Below are 15,648 nucleotides of genomic sequence, written 5' to 3'. Positions count from 1 at the left end.
AAAAAAAATTCAAATTCCAATATTTCTGTAGAAGTATTTGATTTTTTTTGATTTTTGATTATACGTTTTTAAAGCTCCATTTTCTTTTTTAAATATTCTAGCATCGGCTTTGTAATTGGTTTTGAAAGAAAATCTATTATTATAGGGTATTTTTTGGCTTTGGCAAGATCGTGAGGATCAATTGTAGAAGACAAGACAATAACTTTTGCAGTATTAAATTCAGAATAAGCCTTAGAGGTAAAGTGGTCTAAAAATTCCCAGCCACCCATTACGGGCATATTTAAGTCTAAAAAGATTAATTCCGGTTTTTTGCTTACCTTGTTTTTGTTATTGTATTTTAATGTGTTGAAATGATGTAATGCTTCTTCGCCATTTGGAGCAGTAATGATTTCTTTAGAAAAAGAAGATTTCGCAATCACTTTTTTGCATAGCATTAGTGTGATAGGGTCATCATCAATACATAAAATTTGCTCAAGCATAATAATTAATTTTTAAATGTTATTGTAAAAGTGGTTCCTATGTTAACTTCACTTTCTATACTAATAGTGCCTCCCATTGTTTCTACTTGCGATTTTACAAGATATAATCCCAGTCCTTTACTGTCGGGATAGTTGTGAAATCTTTGGTATAATCCAAAAACTTTATCACGATTTCTTTCAAGGTCAATACCAATTCCATTATCCTTAAAGGTTAGAATGACTTGATGATCTATTTGTTCTGCAGTTATAGATATTTTTAGTTTCCTGTTTTCTGATTTGTATTTTATAGAATTGGTGAGTAAATTAAGTAAAATACTTTCAATATAAGCTTTGTTTGTGTTTAATAATGGTACCCTGTCAAACTTAAGTTTGATTATTGGCTTATGTAATTCGATTTGAAATGATAGTTGGCTAAATACGTTTTCGAATACTTCTTTTAGAGAGACTTCTTCTTTTTGCATTGAAGGATTGTCTTTAATGATAATAACCTTTACTAAATCATTAATAGTCTCATTTAATAAGTGAGTTGATTTGCTAAATCCGGTCAAAATTTCTTTTAATTCTGGGTTTTCTATCGGAATATCTTCGGTAAGATTTAAAAGTCCAATTAAATTTGACAAAGGCGCGCGCAGGTTGTGTGATGTGATGTATGAAAATTGTTTTAAATCTTTGTTGTTTTGTGTTAATTCGCGAATAAGATGCTCTTTTTCTGTTTCTAGTTTTTTCTCATCTGTAATATTTCGTTGAATCGAAATCCAATGTGAAATTACCCCTTCATTATTAAAAATCGGAATCATGGAAAAACGCACCCAATATTCTTCTTTATGTTTTGTATAGCTTATGGTTTCTATTAAGCATTCTTCTTCGTTTTTAATAGCCCGCAAAAGTTTTTTTAATTCATCTGAATCTGAATTTGGGCCTTTGTTGAAAATATTAGTTGATTTTCCAATTATTTCATTTGAATGATAGCCTGACATTTGTAAAAATGCAGGATTTACATAAACAATTTTAGGTATTTTTCCGTTTATAGAGTTTGCTTCTGTAATTAAAATTGAATCTTTAGATTGTGTAATTACAGTTTCGAGAAGCTTCAATCGTTGTTCTTCTTCTTTTTGTTTGGTAATATCCTGGATTGCTCCAATCATTCTAATGGCTCTTCCGTTTTCGTCTTTCAGTAAAAAGCCCCGGTCTAAAACGTATTTATAGGTTCCGTCTGCACATCTAAAGCGATATTGATCCTGCCATTTTTCGGTTTTTTGCTCTATAAATGAATATAGTTTTATAGACATTCTGATGCTGTCTTCGGGATGAATTTTGTCAAACCACCATTTTGAAGTTTTTCCAACCTCTTCTTGCTTGTACCCAAAAACGCTTTCAATTCCTTTATTCCAGTTAATGCTGTCTTCCTGTATTTTCCAATCCCAAATGGTATCGCTTGTGGCTTTTGCTACAATATCATATTTTTCATTAGATTCTTTGATTTCTTCGTTTGTCTGCTTTAGTTTTTCGAAAATTGAGACATTTTTGCTTTCGTTCTTAGAGAGTATGTATTTGAAAACGAGACCGGTAATTAAAATGAAAATGATGTCTTTTATAATAAAAAAATAAAAGTTTTCTTTGGAGGAGATAAAACTAGCGAGTAATTTATGACAGATTATAGTCACAAATAACGAAATCATAATATAGATTAGAGTAATTTGGATAGTTTTACTTTTCATTACTCAAATATAATTAAATTAACCATAATTAAGCAAAAATTAGATTTCATTTTGACCTTAAAATTAACATTGAGAGTTGAACTAATTACTTGGATATACGCAAACTATCAAAGAAACGTTTTTTATATCAAAATAAAGTGTACCTTTGCACCCATTAAAAATCACAGATGGAATCTATTAGAAACATTGCAATTATTGCCCACGTCGATCACGGTAAAACCACTTTGGTTGATAAAATTATGTATCACTGTCAATTATTTCGTGACAACGAAAATACAGGTGATTTAATTCTTGATAATAACGATTTAGAGCGTGAGAGAGGTATTACTATTACTTCTAAAAACGTATCAGTTCAATATAAAGGAACAAAAATCAATATTATTGACACTCCAGGCCACGCGGATTTTGGAGGTGAAGTAGAACGTGTATTGAACATGGCCGATGGTGTATGTTTGCTAGTGGATGCTTTTGAGGGTCCAATGCCACAAACTCGTTTTGTACTACAAAAAGCGATTGACCTAGGTCTTAAGCCATGCGTAGTTATCAACAAAGTTGATAAAGAAAACTGTACTCCTGAAGAAGTTCATGAAAAAGTTTTTGACTTAATGTTTGAATTAGGTGCTTCTGAAGAACAATTAGATTTTCCAACTGTTTACGGTTCTGCTAAAAACAACTGGATGTCTGATGATTTCAGAAACCAAACTGACAACATTGAGCCTTTATTAGACATGGTTATCAAAAATGTACCAGCTCCTAAAGTATCTGAAGGAACTCCTCAAATGTTGATTACATCTTTAGATTTCTCTGCATTTACAGGTCGTATCGCTATTGGTCGTCTTGAAAGAGGTATTTTGAATGAAGGTATGCCAATTTCTTTGGTAAAAAGAGATGGTAAAGTTATAAAATCACGTATTAAAGAATTACATACTTTTGAAGGTTTAGGCCGTAAAAAAGTACAACAAGTAATTGCTGGAGATATCTGTGCTATTATTGGAGTTGAAGGTTTTGAAATTGGAGATACTATCGCCGATGCTGAAAATCCTGAAGCTTTACAAACTATCGCAATTGATGAGCCAACAATGAGTATGTTGTTTACAATTAACGATTCACCTTTCTTTGGTAAAGAAGGTAAATTTGTAACTTCTCGTCATATTAGAGAAAGATTAACAAAAGAATTAGAGAAAAACTTAGCTATGAAGTTAGGTGAAACTGATTCTGCTGATAAATTCATGGTTTTTGGTCGTGGAGTACTTCACTTATCTGTTCTTATTGAAACAATGAGAAGAGAAGGGTATGAGTTGCAAATTGGTCAGCCACAGGTTATCATCAAAGAAATTGATGGTAAAAAATGTGAGCCAATTGAAGAATTGACAATCGATTTACCAGAAAACCTTTCAGGTAGAGCAGTTGAATTCGTTACAATGCGTAAAGGAGAAATGCTTTCTATGGAAACTAAAGGGGAGCGTATGATTGTAAAATTTAATATTCCATCACGTGGAATTATTGGATTGCGTAATCAATTACTTACTGCAACAGCTGGTGAGGCTATTATGGCACACCGTTTTATTGGATATGAGCCTTACAAAGGAGAAATTGCAGGACGTAACAAAGGTTCGTTGATTTCTATGGAAAAAGGAAAAGCTATTCCTTATTCTATCGATAAATTGCAAGATCGTGGTAAGTTTTTTGTTGAACCAAATGCTGAAATTTACGAAGGTCAGGTAATTGGAGAAAACTCTCGTGCTGATGATATGTGTGTAAACGTAACTAAAGAGAAAAAACAATCTAACGTTCGTTCATCTGGAAATGATGAAAAAGCAAGAATCATTCCACCAATTATTTTCTCTCTTGAAGAAGCTTTAGAGTACATTCAAAAAGATGAATATGTAGAGGTAACTCCAAAATCTATTCGTTTGAGAAAAATCTATTTGACAGAAACTGATAGAAAAAGATTTAAAATCTAAGGTTTTAAATTTTCAATATAAAAATCCCAAATTCCATAAGGAGTTTGGGATTTTTTATTTTATAACATTGGAATTTGATATTTGGAATTTTGTACTATTATCTTTTTAAACTAAAATGACCTTTAACTATTTTACCATCTACAAAAGTTAGATTAAACCAATAGTCATCTGAAGGTAATAGTTGCCCGTTAAAAATTCCATTCCAGCCACTGCTGTTTCTGTTCATTTGTTTTAGTAATTTACCATAACGATCAAAAATAAAAAGAGTATAATTAGGTAGTTGATCTAAGTTTTTAATAAACCACAAATCATTATATCCATCTTCGTTTGGAGTAAAAAATCTAGGGTAGTCCAATACATATACAAGATAAGAGTTTGATAAACCGCAACCATTTATATCTCTGGCAATAGCATTATAAATTCCCGGAGCAACATTACTAAATAACGGATCTTTTTGAAAAACAATTCCGTCTAATGAAAACTCATAATTTCCAACTCCTGTATATTCAAGTAAAACTGAATTTTCATTGGCAGAAAAATCTTTTATCGCTGCTCCTGTTATAGTTGCAGGTTCTGATAGAATTACTTTGAATTTTTTAGTCTTCTCACAACCATTTTCGTCTTTTACAGTAACTGAATAATCTCCAGCTGCATTTACAGTTATTGTATTTGTTGTACTTCCTGTATTCCACAAATAATTTGAGAAGCCTGTAGCAACTGTCAGATCGATTTCATCCTCTTTACATAGGTATTTAGATTCATCTTCAAAATTTGGCGGATCAAAAGTATTTACAACAAGTGTAATCGGAGTTATATCATAGCAATTTGGTCCGTTAATAATTCTCGCATAGATTATTTGTGTTAAAGCAATTGTGTTTTTAAAGATATTGGGTAAAGCATTTGTTTCTGTTACTGCAGCATTTGTGTCTAAATAATATTGAACAGTTAATCCAGCTGGTAATCCTGAAACGATTTGAGGAGTAACTTCTGTACTTAGGTCAAATTGATAAAAACCGTCTTGTATTTCATCTCCATCACATGTAGCTACCGGGTTTTGACTTGCAATAGCTGTATTTGAAATTTGTAATGTTATTTCGGCTATTTTATAACAGCCGTACTTGTTTTCAAGTCTTGCAAAAATAATTTGAGAGGCTGATTTATTGGTATAGTTTTCAGGCGTTAGAATTGGATTTGTTTTGGCTTCAGCATTAGTCAATGATTCATAATATCCACTGTTTAAAATTTCAGAATCATTATTTTTTATGATATTATTTACTTTCGTTAAATTGAAAATTGAAATTCCATCTGTATTATCATCACATTGTATTAAAGTCGTATTTGCCGAAAGGATTTCAGGTGCATAATCAATTTTTATTTCTCCTGATAGTACACATGTTGTTCCTATTACGGTAGCTTCAACTTTGTAGGTTCCGGCTTCTGCAACTTCAAAAGTTGAATTTGTGCCTAAAATTGTAGCAGGATTATCTTTTTTATACCATTTAAATGTATGATCAGTAGCAGAAAGTTTGCTGTCTAAAAGAATTTTTTCTCCAAAACAAGCGGGATTATTGGTTGCAATTGTGCGATCTTCTCCAAAATCAATTTTTGAAATAAAACTTCCTGCTTCTAAGAATACAGCCGAATCATAATATTGGTTCTTATCATCTGCAATAACGAGCTTTATGTGATATTTTCTTCCTGCAATTACATTAGTCTGTGCATTCATAACAACAGTTTGTCCGGCATAATTTACAGGGCTCGAACCATTATTTAATCCATTAAAATAAATTTCGTTTATAGCTGCACAGCCATCGTATTTATCCCCATTAATGGCTACGCTAGGTTCAATTTTCGGATGAACATTTGTTGACGAAACCGGTGTATTTGTATTAGGAAGTACAGCCAGATTTTTATAAGGATCGTTTGTTCCGACTTCTTTAATTAAAAATGCAAAACCATCAGAATAGACACATGGATAAAAAGATTGATATTCATTTGATGCAAAAATATAATTGAAACTTAAAAAGTTTGTTAATGGTACAAAATCAAATTCTAATGACGTAGCATTTATAGAGCTAATTCCTAAAGTTTGATCTAAGTCTGAATCACCTAGCCATTTTGTACTTCCCTCACCTAAATCACTTTTATAAGGGCCAATTGCGTTTGTACTTTTAGAAGTTGCTAAAACTATACCTTCAGGAAAAGGAAAACGGGTTGAACCGGCATTAAAATAAGCAAAACTTTTTTGACCCGGACTAAAATCATCTCCTTTTCCTGATGAATTTGTAATAGAAACACAAGAACTGTTTACTAAAATATTTTCAATAAGCTGCTGGGGTGTTTTTTGATCATCAATACTTATAAATTGTGCATTTACCTTTACAGATAGACAACTTAGAAATAAAACGAACAAAACAATTTTAAAATAATTCATAGTAGCAAATATACTATAAATCTCTATTTTTTAGTATTCTGTAAGAAAAATAAACAAACAAATATGTCCAGATCATAACGATCAGAATTGAAAGATAATGGACGTCATAATCCTTAGTATTTTCAACACCAATTTGGTTTCCAATTGTTTTTATTACTGATAATCTTGTAAATGGTTCAACAATTAAATTAGACATTGCTTCTAAAGGTAAAAATTGCATGATATAGTCACCAGTATTACTATTTGGAAAAACCTGAAAAACTAAAAGTCCTTTTATGATTGATTCTACAAAAAGCCATACTAAAAGAAAACCTAATGCAAACGCAGATCGTTTTACGAAGATTCCTAAAAATAAACAAAAAGAAAAGAATCCGGTAAGTTTAACAAAAAAGGCTAAAAGGTAATCCAAATCCATAAAAATAACATCAAATTCTGTATAAGATGAAAAGCTAAATCCTAAAATTAAACTCATCACAAAAACAAAAATTGTAGAGCATAATGCAAAAAGTACAACTGTCAGGAATTTAGACAAAATGAACTCTTTTTTGCTTAGACCATCAATTAAATTTTGTTTTAAAGCGCCATAACTATACTCATTCGCCATCATTGAAACGATTACGATCGCCAGAAAAAGCTTTAGCCACGCGGCAATATAGGTGTTAAAATGCCAGATAAAAGGAAAGTTGAAAATTCCCATTTCGGCTACATGAATTTTAACAACTCCAAAGTCAAATTTTATGGAAGCAATTAAAGCAATAAAAGAAAGTAAAATAAAATACGTTAAAGTAAGGACACGACTGGCTTTGTTTTTCCAGATTTTTTGTAATTCTATAGATATAAGTCGGTTCATGGTTTAGTTGTTTTTGATGGTGGCATTTTTGGTTAATTCTAAAAATTGTGCTTCTAAACTATTTTTTCGTTTTACCAAATGGCTTAAAGTAAGGTTTTTAGAAAACAAAAACTGATTCAGTTCTGATGCTGATAAATCTGATTTTAAGTAAACCAATAATTTCCCATCTTCTTCAGTAATTCTGTCTATTGCAGGATGTTCCTGCAAAACGGTTTTTAAAAGCACATTGTCATCTGCCATAACTTCAAAAAAGCCTTCATTTGCAGACATTCCGTCTACTGAGCCGGAATATAAAATTTCGCCTTTTCTTAAAACAATAACATGAGAACAGACTTTTTCGACTTCATCCAACAAATGCGAAGCCAGTAAAATTGTCGTTCCCTGCGATGCAATTTTTTTTATAATATCTCTAATCTGGTGAATTCCCTGGGGATCTAATCCGTTTGTTGGTTCATCTAAAATTAAAATTTCAGGATCATTTAAAAGTGCTGAGGCAATGGCCAAACGCTGTTTCATTCCTAAAGAAAACGTACTGAATTTGCTGTTTTTTCTTTCTGACAAACCTACTAAATCCAGTTTTTCGATTATTTTAGAATAGTCAATACTTTTTATTTTACAGACTAATTTCAGGTTTTCTTCGGCCGTCATGTAAGGATAAAAGTTAGGTCTTTCTATAATTGCTCCAACTTTTTTTAGCGCTTCATGCGTTTGAATGTTCCCGTTGAACCAGCGATAATCGCCGGATGTTTTGTTTACAACATTCAGCACAATTCCCAACGTGGTTGATTTTCCACTTCCGTTCGGACCTAAAATGCCATATACACGGCCTTTTTGTATTTCAAAAGATACATTTTTTAAGGCTTGAATGCGCCCGTATCGTTTGTGAAGATTTTCAATAGTAAGTATGGTTTCCAAATTTATTTCGGTTTTAGTTTTTAGTATGACGATTCAACTTGTATATTGTTACGCTAAATTTATTTATATCATGCTATTGATGTAAATTTGTATTAAAGATATTCAAAATGAGCGAACCTTTAATGGTTTTAAAAAAACCATCTTATCCTTTAACACAATCTCTTTTAAGTTATTTAGAACGATACGAACGAATTTCAAAAGTATCAGTATTCTATGATGATTTATTACGCTTTGCCGGTTCTGTAAATGTTTATGATAAGAATGAAACCGATACGCTCTGGATTCGTGTTTATTATAGTGAATTTGAAAGAAATGAAATCGACCTCAATCTAAAAAAAGTATATTCACTCTTGCATTCTGATGGAAATAGCGAGATTATCCAGTTTCTAAATATTGATGCGATTGATTATTGTACTTTCGGAAATTCGAAACCTTTTCGAATAAAAGTTAGAAATATTCTCAATGATAATTACGTTCATTTTTATATCAAAAAAGCAGATGCTTCAAGAATTTACGGTTTAGAATTGGAAGATATTCTTTCGCCCGATAAAATAAATTTTTTAGTTTTTAAAGACACTTTAATCGAAGAGCATATTATCGGAATTCCCGGAGATGTTTTCATGGATACTTTATTGGATAATTGTACCGAAATGGAGAAATCTCAAATTGCAAAAGAGTTTGTGAAATTCAACGAACGTTGTATGATTCGGCTTTTAGGCGATATGCGAGCGTATAATTATGTAATTGTGCCAATTCACGATTTTGATCAGGTGGTTTATAAAATTCGCCCAATTGACTTTGATCAGCAATGTTATGAGGGAAATTTTAAAGTTTATCGCCCACAATTTTTTAAGGAAAATTATCCGATGATAAAACTCATCAAAGATAAATTAGAAGAACGTTCTATTATTCAGTATAAAGATGAAGAAAGAGCAATTTTGGCAAAACGTATTCATTCTGCCGAAAACAGAATCAAAAAATTACTGAATATCATGTGTCATGATACCATTTCGACAGAAGAACATCTCAATCAACTAAAAATGGAATTGTACCGTTATACAAATGATATGAAATTCAAAAACGCAAAATCAATGGGGCATATTATGTTTGCAGCTTTTGAGTTTATTACACGTAATTTTAAAAACACTAATTTGATTTAACGCATGATTTTGTCATCCTGAGGAACGAAGGATCGCACTAGTAGATCGACAAAGATTTTAGAGCTACAGTACGGAGTTTCTTGTGTAATCCTTCGTTCCTCAGGGTGACAATATTATGGATAAATATTTAAAATAATCTATACTATGAAAAAGTTTTTTTTACTTGGAATTTCCGTTGCTTTATTGGCTTGTCAGCAACAATCAAATAATGATTTAAAGGAGCTTTATTCACTTCCTAAAAAGTTGAAAGAAGTTTCGGGAATTACCTATTTTCCTAAAAACAATTTGCTTTATACATTAGAAGACAGTGGAAATAAAAATGCCATTTATGCTTTAAATTCAGATGGAAAACTGGCCAAAACTATAACAATAACAAATGCTACAAATGTAGATTGGGAAGATATTACCAAAGATAAAAACGATAATATTTATATTGGTGATTTTGGAAATAACGACAATGAACGCAAGGATTTATGTATTTACAAAGTTGCCAAGAATGAACTGAATAAAGATATGGCTGTAGCCGAATATAAAGTTTCATTTTCGTATCCCGAACAAACAGAATTTCCTCCAAAGAAAAAAGAACTGTTTTATGATGTTGAAGGTTTTTTTGAAAATGGAAACTATTTTTACCTTTTTACAAAAAACCGAAGTAAAAATTTTGACGGAACAGTTTTTATTTACAAAATCTTAAACGCACCCGGAACTCAAAAAGCAACAAGAATTGGAGAATTTAAAACCTGCGATAACTATAATCATTGCGTTTTAACAAGTGCAACCATCAGTCCGGATGGAAAAAAAGTTGTGGTATTAAGTCATGATAAAATAGTTTTGTTTAAAGATTTTAAAGGAGATTTATTCCACAAAGGAACCCAGACAGAAATCAAACTAAATCACTTTTCTCAAAAAGAAGCCATAGTTTTTAAAGACAACAGCACGTTGCTTATCGCCGACGAAAAAACAAACAAAGTAGGAGGAAACGTATACGAGTTTAAATTAAAATAAGATTCTAAGTTGCTAAGGTTCTGAGATACTAAGTAAAAAAGTTAGCCACGAATTCACGAATTATTAGTAATAAAAATTCGTGAATTCGTGGCTAAAAAACTTTGTTCTTTGCAACTTTGAACCTAAAAAAAAAACTTAGAATCTCAGCAACTCAGAACCTTAGTATCTTGCTCTAAAAACTATATGCCGCTCCAAAAATAACTCTTCCTACTTCATCAGGAGATTTAAAGTAAGAGATTCGTGCAGTTAAAACATTAATTGCATTTACCCAAAGTCCGCCACCGTAATCCTGATGCCATTTTTTAGAATCTTCGCCGTCAAGCCATACTCTTCCATAATCAAAACCACCCAAAATTCCGTATGTTAATGGAGCAATTGTTTTTTGAATTTTACCAATGCTAAAACGTAAATCACTACTTTGAGAAAAATAAGAACTTCCTAAAAATCGTTCATTTCTATAACCTCTTAAGTCAGTATCTCCACCTAAAGTCGCCCCGTGATAGAAGTCATAATTGTTGTTTAATACAGCTTTTCCTTTTAGATATGTGGCCAGAACTAATTTTCCGTTGTGATCAATTTTATGTGTAAATCCTAAAAGACTTTCAAGAGTTGGGAAATTTTGTTTGCTTTCATCTAAATTAGTCAGCCAGGTTGCTGCAACCATAAAAGCCACACCTAAAGTAGGTTTAGCAGCAAAATCAGAATTTTTAAATAGATATTTAACTTTTAAACCGCCATAGTTCTGACTGTCAAAAACATTTGGATTTATAATATTTGGTGTATCGATAAATCTGTTTTGGGTTTCTTCAACTGTCAGTCTTTGAAAAACAGGCTGCACACTAAATTCACTTCCATAACGTCCGACGTGTCTGATGGCACCTGAAACATTAAATTTTCTAATACGAACACGGTTGTAATCCATGTCAACTTCCTCAATATCATATTTGGTTTCATTTCCGTAGCCAAAATAGTTCATCGCAAAATTTGGAGTTGTATAAAGTGATTCAACATCAATAACCCATTTACCCAATAATCCGGGAAAATGTGCTACATAATTAAATTCTAAACCACCCGTAGCAAAATAGTAAAATGCATTTATAACGTGTCTTTGCGTATACGGATTTTGTTTGAAATTGTTAACGGTATAATTTAAATTTACACCAACTTTTACGCCATCATCAGGATTAAATCCAATATTTGGAAGCCCTGAAATAACATTGTATTTTGGTTTTTCGTAATTGTATAAGTTTACATCATAATCATCAGTAAGCTCCGTTTTTGTTTTAGAATCAAGATTATAAGTATTGTTTTTTGATTTGAAATCGTAAACAATAACTTTTTTTCCGTTTTCGATATTATAAGTGTCATTATTTTGTCCGCCAATTAAACGAATTTTTATTTTTGATTTCTGATCTCCAACAACCTGAAAAACATCAGAATCGTCTAAACCATAAACCCAAAGATTTTTGGTTTTGGCATCCGTTACCGTTTTGGTATAAACAAGTTCATCACCGTCTTTTTTAATTCGGTATACCTGAATTTCAATGCTTTTTCTGGCATTATGGTTTATAACGAATTTATCTTTTTTATCCGTCCCGGCAATCATTACCGTTTTAGACAGCACATCTGAATATTCCGAAGCATATTTTTGCAGGTCTTTTTTTCTGTTTTTCAGTTTGCGTTTAATATCTTCAATAGTTCCATCCTGAACCTCTTTCGGCATATTTTTAAAAGCATTGTCAATATCAGCATCCGATAAATTTTCCTGAATAAATTTTGCCTGTTCAATCCAGTCTTTTTCTTCAGAAGTTTTTAAGAAAGCCAAATCCATAGGATAAGGTTCTCTGGCAAGCCATTTTACATTATCAATTTTGTTTTTGAAAGTACGCATATGACGAAGCGCAGGAATATTCATTAAAAGAGAAAGTAAAGTTCCGTCGTATTTGGCAAAAGCCTGATCACGGTCGCGCGGAATTGGTTTATAAATAACTTTGTCGCCTTTTTTATATTCTCCCCAACGCCATTGATCGCTGTGTCTGTCCCAGTCGCCAATTAGCATATCAAACAAACGCGCTTTCATATATTCTTTTTCATCAACCGAATATTTTTCATCTTTATGAAGGTTGGCCATCATGTCTTCTGTACTGATAATATCGGTTGGGTTTCCAAAATTTTTACCATCCAGATGATTATCTGCGGGTCTTTCTTCGACCATATACAATTCATCACCGAAATTTGCATTGAATTCTTTCAATCCATTTTGTTTTGGAATATAATATAAAACAGGATTAGTGTGCGAAATTCCTAAATGATCTGCCATACTGCCAATTGCAAAAGGAGCATAAGGATGAGAAGTTGTATAAAAATCTAACAGAAAATTTTCAGTATATGTTTCTTCGAAATCATTTACAACGTATTGATCTTTAAATGCAACCGACTGTAAAAATACGGTAGCGCTTTTTTTCATGGCGCGCATTACATATTCTCTCCCTTTTGGATCAGACATTCTTAAAGATACAGATTGATGTCCGCCGCCTTCGCGAATAGGTTTTAAACCACCCATTAAAGTGTCTACGGTAGCAATTCGGGCTTCGATAGGCATACTGTAATATTTTCTGTAATGTTGCCCAAATAAAAATTTATGAAACAAACTTTTATCGGTCATTTCAGCAGAATAAATTGAAGTATTAATTGTAGAAGGAAATTTATTTGATTCACCTGCCGCCCAGTTAATTTCTTTAGCTTTTATAATCTCACGTTCAAAAAGCAATTTTTCTTTTTGATTTTCATTTCCAAAATAGGTCACTTTTGCATCTCCGCTTTTAAATAAAGTTAGTGTTGCATAACCATTTCCGCCGTACGAAAAATCATTTTCATTAATGGCTCTCGCAGCTTCAGATTTAGATCCTGCACCACTAATAATTTGCCTGATATTTTCTTTGCTAATGTATTGAAGGTTATGATCGTGCCCTGAAACTACAATTACATTTTTCTGCCCTTGTAAAAGTGTTTTAATTCTCTTGGCATAAATAGTATATTGTTTATTTTGAATATCCTGCGGACTCACGCCAGATGTTTTTCGAAGTAAATTAATAAACGAACCAATTATAGGAAGCGGAATTTTTTTCTCTAAAGGGAATAATTGTTTTTCTAACGAAAATTGACCTCCATGCGTTCCGTTGCTTAATAAAGGATGATGAATTGCCAGAACAACTGTTTTTTCCTGATTTTTGTTTAGAATGTTTTCCAGTTCATCAAAAAAGTCTTCTCTGGTTTTGATGTCACAATTATCATTAATTGTTGGATGATTGTTCCAATCTTCCAGAAACCATTCACTGTCAATAGCAACCAATGTAGCTGTACTATCAATTTTTATATCTTCTATCGGGCAGCTTTTTCTTGGCAGGAATGCTTTTTTATCGTTTAAATATTTCGTTACAAAATCTGCCTGGAGTTCCAAACCTTTAATACCGCTGTACCAATCGTGGTTTCCGGGAATAAAAACGGTTTTACCTTTAAATCCTTCTGTTAATTTTAATTGATTGGTTAGTTTTGTTTCTGCCAAAGTTTTATCCGAAGTATTGTTATTACTAGGAAAGCCTTTTGGATATATATTATCTCCTAAAAAAACCAAAGTCGATTTTTTATTCGCCTTCTTTAATTTTTGATGCAATAATTCAAGTGTTTGCTGCGATTGTTCTTCATCTGCATTTCCGGCATCTCCCACCAAAAATAAAGTATGTGCAATTTTTATAGTATCAGTTGCGTTGTCAGTTTCGTTGGCGCTAACATTTTTGCCGTATTGCGCTTTATGTGTTGCGCAGGAATACAGTAAGAATAATAGGGTAATTACTAAAGAATAACTTTTAATCTTAGTAATAAAATGATTATCCAAAAACAATTTCATAATTTAGTGGTATAAAAATATTCTTTATGAATCTAATAGAACAGTCCGAAGATTTCGTCAGTAATTTACTCAAAGATAAACTTTCTAATTTATATTCTTACCATAATTTTAACCATACTTTAACTGTAGTAAATGCGGTAAAAGAGCTGTGCAAAAAAGAAGATGTAGATGGAAATGAAAAAGAAATGCTTTTGGTCGCAGCTTGGTTTCACGATACAGGTTATACCGTTGGATATGAAAACCATGAAGAAGAAAGTGTTAAAATTCTAACTAAATTCCTGAAAGAAAAAGGGCAATCTGATGAATTTATTGCAAAAGTTTCTTCCTTAATTTTAGCTACTATAAAAGAATATGTTCCAAAAACTCATTTGGAAAAAATCATAAAAGATGCAGATTACGCACATCTAATGGGATCCCAATATGAAACAACCTGCGAATTATTACGTCTTGAATTAAAAAACGCCTACAATGTTTCGTTTTCTAATGCCGAATGGGCAAAAGAAAACCTAAACTTTTTATTAAATAAACATCGCTTTTATACAGATTATGCCTTGAAAAAATGGCAGCCTTTAAAAGAGAAAAACTTGATTCTTGTTCAGAAAAAAATCGATAAACAAGAAAAGAAAGCAGCCGACAAAGTGGAAGAAGAAAATAAAAAGAAAGATAAAATAGAAAAACCAGATCGCGGCGTTGATACTTTATTTCGCGTTACGCTGGGAAATCATACACGCTTAAGCGGAATTGCAGATAGTAAAGCCAATATTTTATTGTCAGTAAATGCAATTATTATTTCCATTGCACTTTCATCTATTATTCCAAAATTAGACAGTCCAAAAAATGCGCATTTAGTGATTCCGACATTTATTATGCTTATGTCCAGTGTTACCACAATCATTTTTGCCATTCTTTCAACACGTCCAAAAGTAACTACGGGAGTTTTTACAAGAGAAGATATAGAAGCCAAAAAGATCAATTTATTGTTTTTTGGAAATTTCTACAAAATGCCTTTAGAAGAATACGATTGGGCAATGAACGAAATGATGAAAGATCGCGATTATCTGTATTCGACTATGATTAAAGATTTGTACTATCTTGGATTGGTTTTACAGCGTAAGTATAATTTACTCCGAATTGCCTATAATCTTTTTATGGCGGGAATAATTATAACGGTAATTGCTTTTGTAATAGCATTTAAAGGAGTAGGAGCATAAGAGAA

Annotated in this window: 10 protein-coding genes; 4 read left to right on the top strand and 6 right to left on the bottom strand. The window is 31.9% G+C overall.

Going from position 1 to position 15,648, the window contains the following annotated elements; all coding sequences use genetic code 11:
• Window positions 1-68: 68 nt before the first annotated feature.
• Both BUE22_RS12975 and BUE22_RS12970 read right to left on the bottom strand, forming a co-directional pair.
• On the bottom strand, window positions 69-479 hold the full coding sequence (locus BUE22_RS12975; RefSeq protein WP_042564684.1) for a response regulator: 411 nt from the start codon (window positions 477-479) through the stop codon (window positions 69-71).
• Between the two features lie 5 nt (window positions 480-484).
• Window positions 485-2,197: a PAS domain-containing sensor histidine kinase gene (locus tag BUE22_RS12970; RefSeq protein ID WP_073395381.1), complete on the bottom strand. Its 1,713-nt coding sequence runs from the start codon at window positions 2,195-2,197 to the stop codon at window positions 485-487.
• Between the two features lie 167 nt (window positions 2,198-2,364).
• Here BUE22_RS12970 and typA point away from each other — a divergent pair, with 167 nt between their 5' ends.
• The gene (gene typA / locus BUE22_RS12965; RefSeq protein WP_042564682.1) at window positions 2,365-4,161 is read left to right on the top strand and encodes a translational GTPase TypA; all 1,797 of its coding nucleotides are present in this window, start codon (window positions 2,365-2,367) and stop codon (window positions 4,159-4,161) included.
• 97 nt (window positions 4,162-4,258) lie between these two features.
• On the opposite strand, the gene BUE22_RS12960 is transcribed toward typA, so the two are convergent.
• The 3 genes from BUE22_RS12960 to BUE22_RS12950 are packed head-to-tail and all read right to left on the bottom strand — an operon-like array spanning window position 4,259 to window position 8,360.
• Window positions 4,259-6,595, bottom strand: a complete 2,337-nt coding sequence (locus tag BUE22_RS12960) for a T9SS type B sorting domain-containing protein (protein WP_073395380.1) — start codon at window positions 6,593-6,595, stop codon at window positions 4,259-4,261.
• A gap of 13 nt (window positions 6,596-6,608) precedes the next feature.
• The gene (locus BUE22_RS12955; protein WP_073395379.1) at window positions 6,609-7,445 is read right to left on the bottom strand and encodes an ABC transporter permease; all 837 of its coding nucleotides are present in this window, start codon (window positions 7,443-7,445) and stop codon (window positions 6,609-6,611) included.
• Window positions 7,446-7,448: 3 nt separating this feature from the next.
• Window positions 7,449-8,360, bottom strand: coding sequence for an ABC transporter ATP-binding protein (locus tag BUE22_RS12950; RefSeq protein ID WP_073395378.1), 912 nt, complete (start codon window positions 8,358-8,360; stop codon window positions 7,449-7,451).
• 107 nt (window positions 8,361-8,467) lie between these two features.
• Between BUE22_RS12950 and BUE22_RS12945 the strand changes: the two genes are divergently transcribed.
• Complete coding sequence (locus BUE22_RS12945) at window positions 8,468-9,520, top strand: hypothetical protein (RefSeq protein WP_042564678.1); 1,053 nt, start codon at window positions 8,468-8,470, stop codon at window positions 9,518-9,520.
• Between the two features lie 144 nt (window positions 9,521-9,664).
• On the top strand, window positions 9,665-10,525 hold the full coding sequence (locus BUE22_RS12940; protein ID WP_073395377.1) for an SdiA-regulated domain-containing protein: 861 nt from the start codon (window positions 9,665-9,667) through the stop codon (window positions 10,523-10,525).
• 172 nt (window positions 10,526-10,697) lie between these two features.
• Here BUE22_RS12940 and BUE22_RS12935 read toward each other — a convergent pair whose 3' ends face one another.
• Window positions 10,698-14,432, bottom strand: coding sequence for a metallophosphoesterase (locus tag BUE22_RS12935; protein ID WP_073395376.1), 3,735 nt, complete (start codon window positions 14,430-14,432; stop codon window positions 10,698-10,700).
• A 26-nt stretch (window positions 14,433-14,458) separates the two neighbouring features.
• Between BUE22_RS12935 and BUE22_RS12930 the strand changes: the two genes are divergently transcribed.
• On the top strand, window positions 14,459-15,643 hold the full coding sequence (locus BUE22_RS12930) for a Pycsar system effector family protein (RefSeq protein ID WP_073395375.1): 1,185 nt from the start codon (window positions 14,459-14,461) through the stop codon (window positions 15,641-15,643).
• The last annotated feature ends 5 nt before the right edge of the window (window positions 15,644-15,648 follow it).

The sequence above is a fragment of the Flavobacterium pectinovorum genome (genome assembly GCF_900142715.1).
Taxonomy (GTDB): Bacteria; Bacteroidota; Bacteroidia; order Flavobacteriales; family Flavobacteriaceae; genus Flavobacterium; species Flavobacterium pectinovorum.
This window is presented reverse-complemented; position numbering and strand designations above follow the sequence as displayed.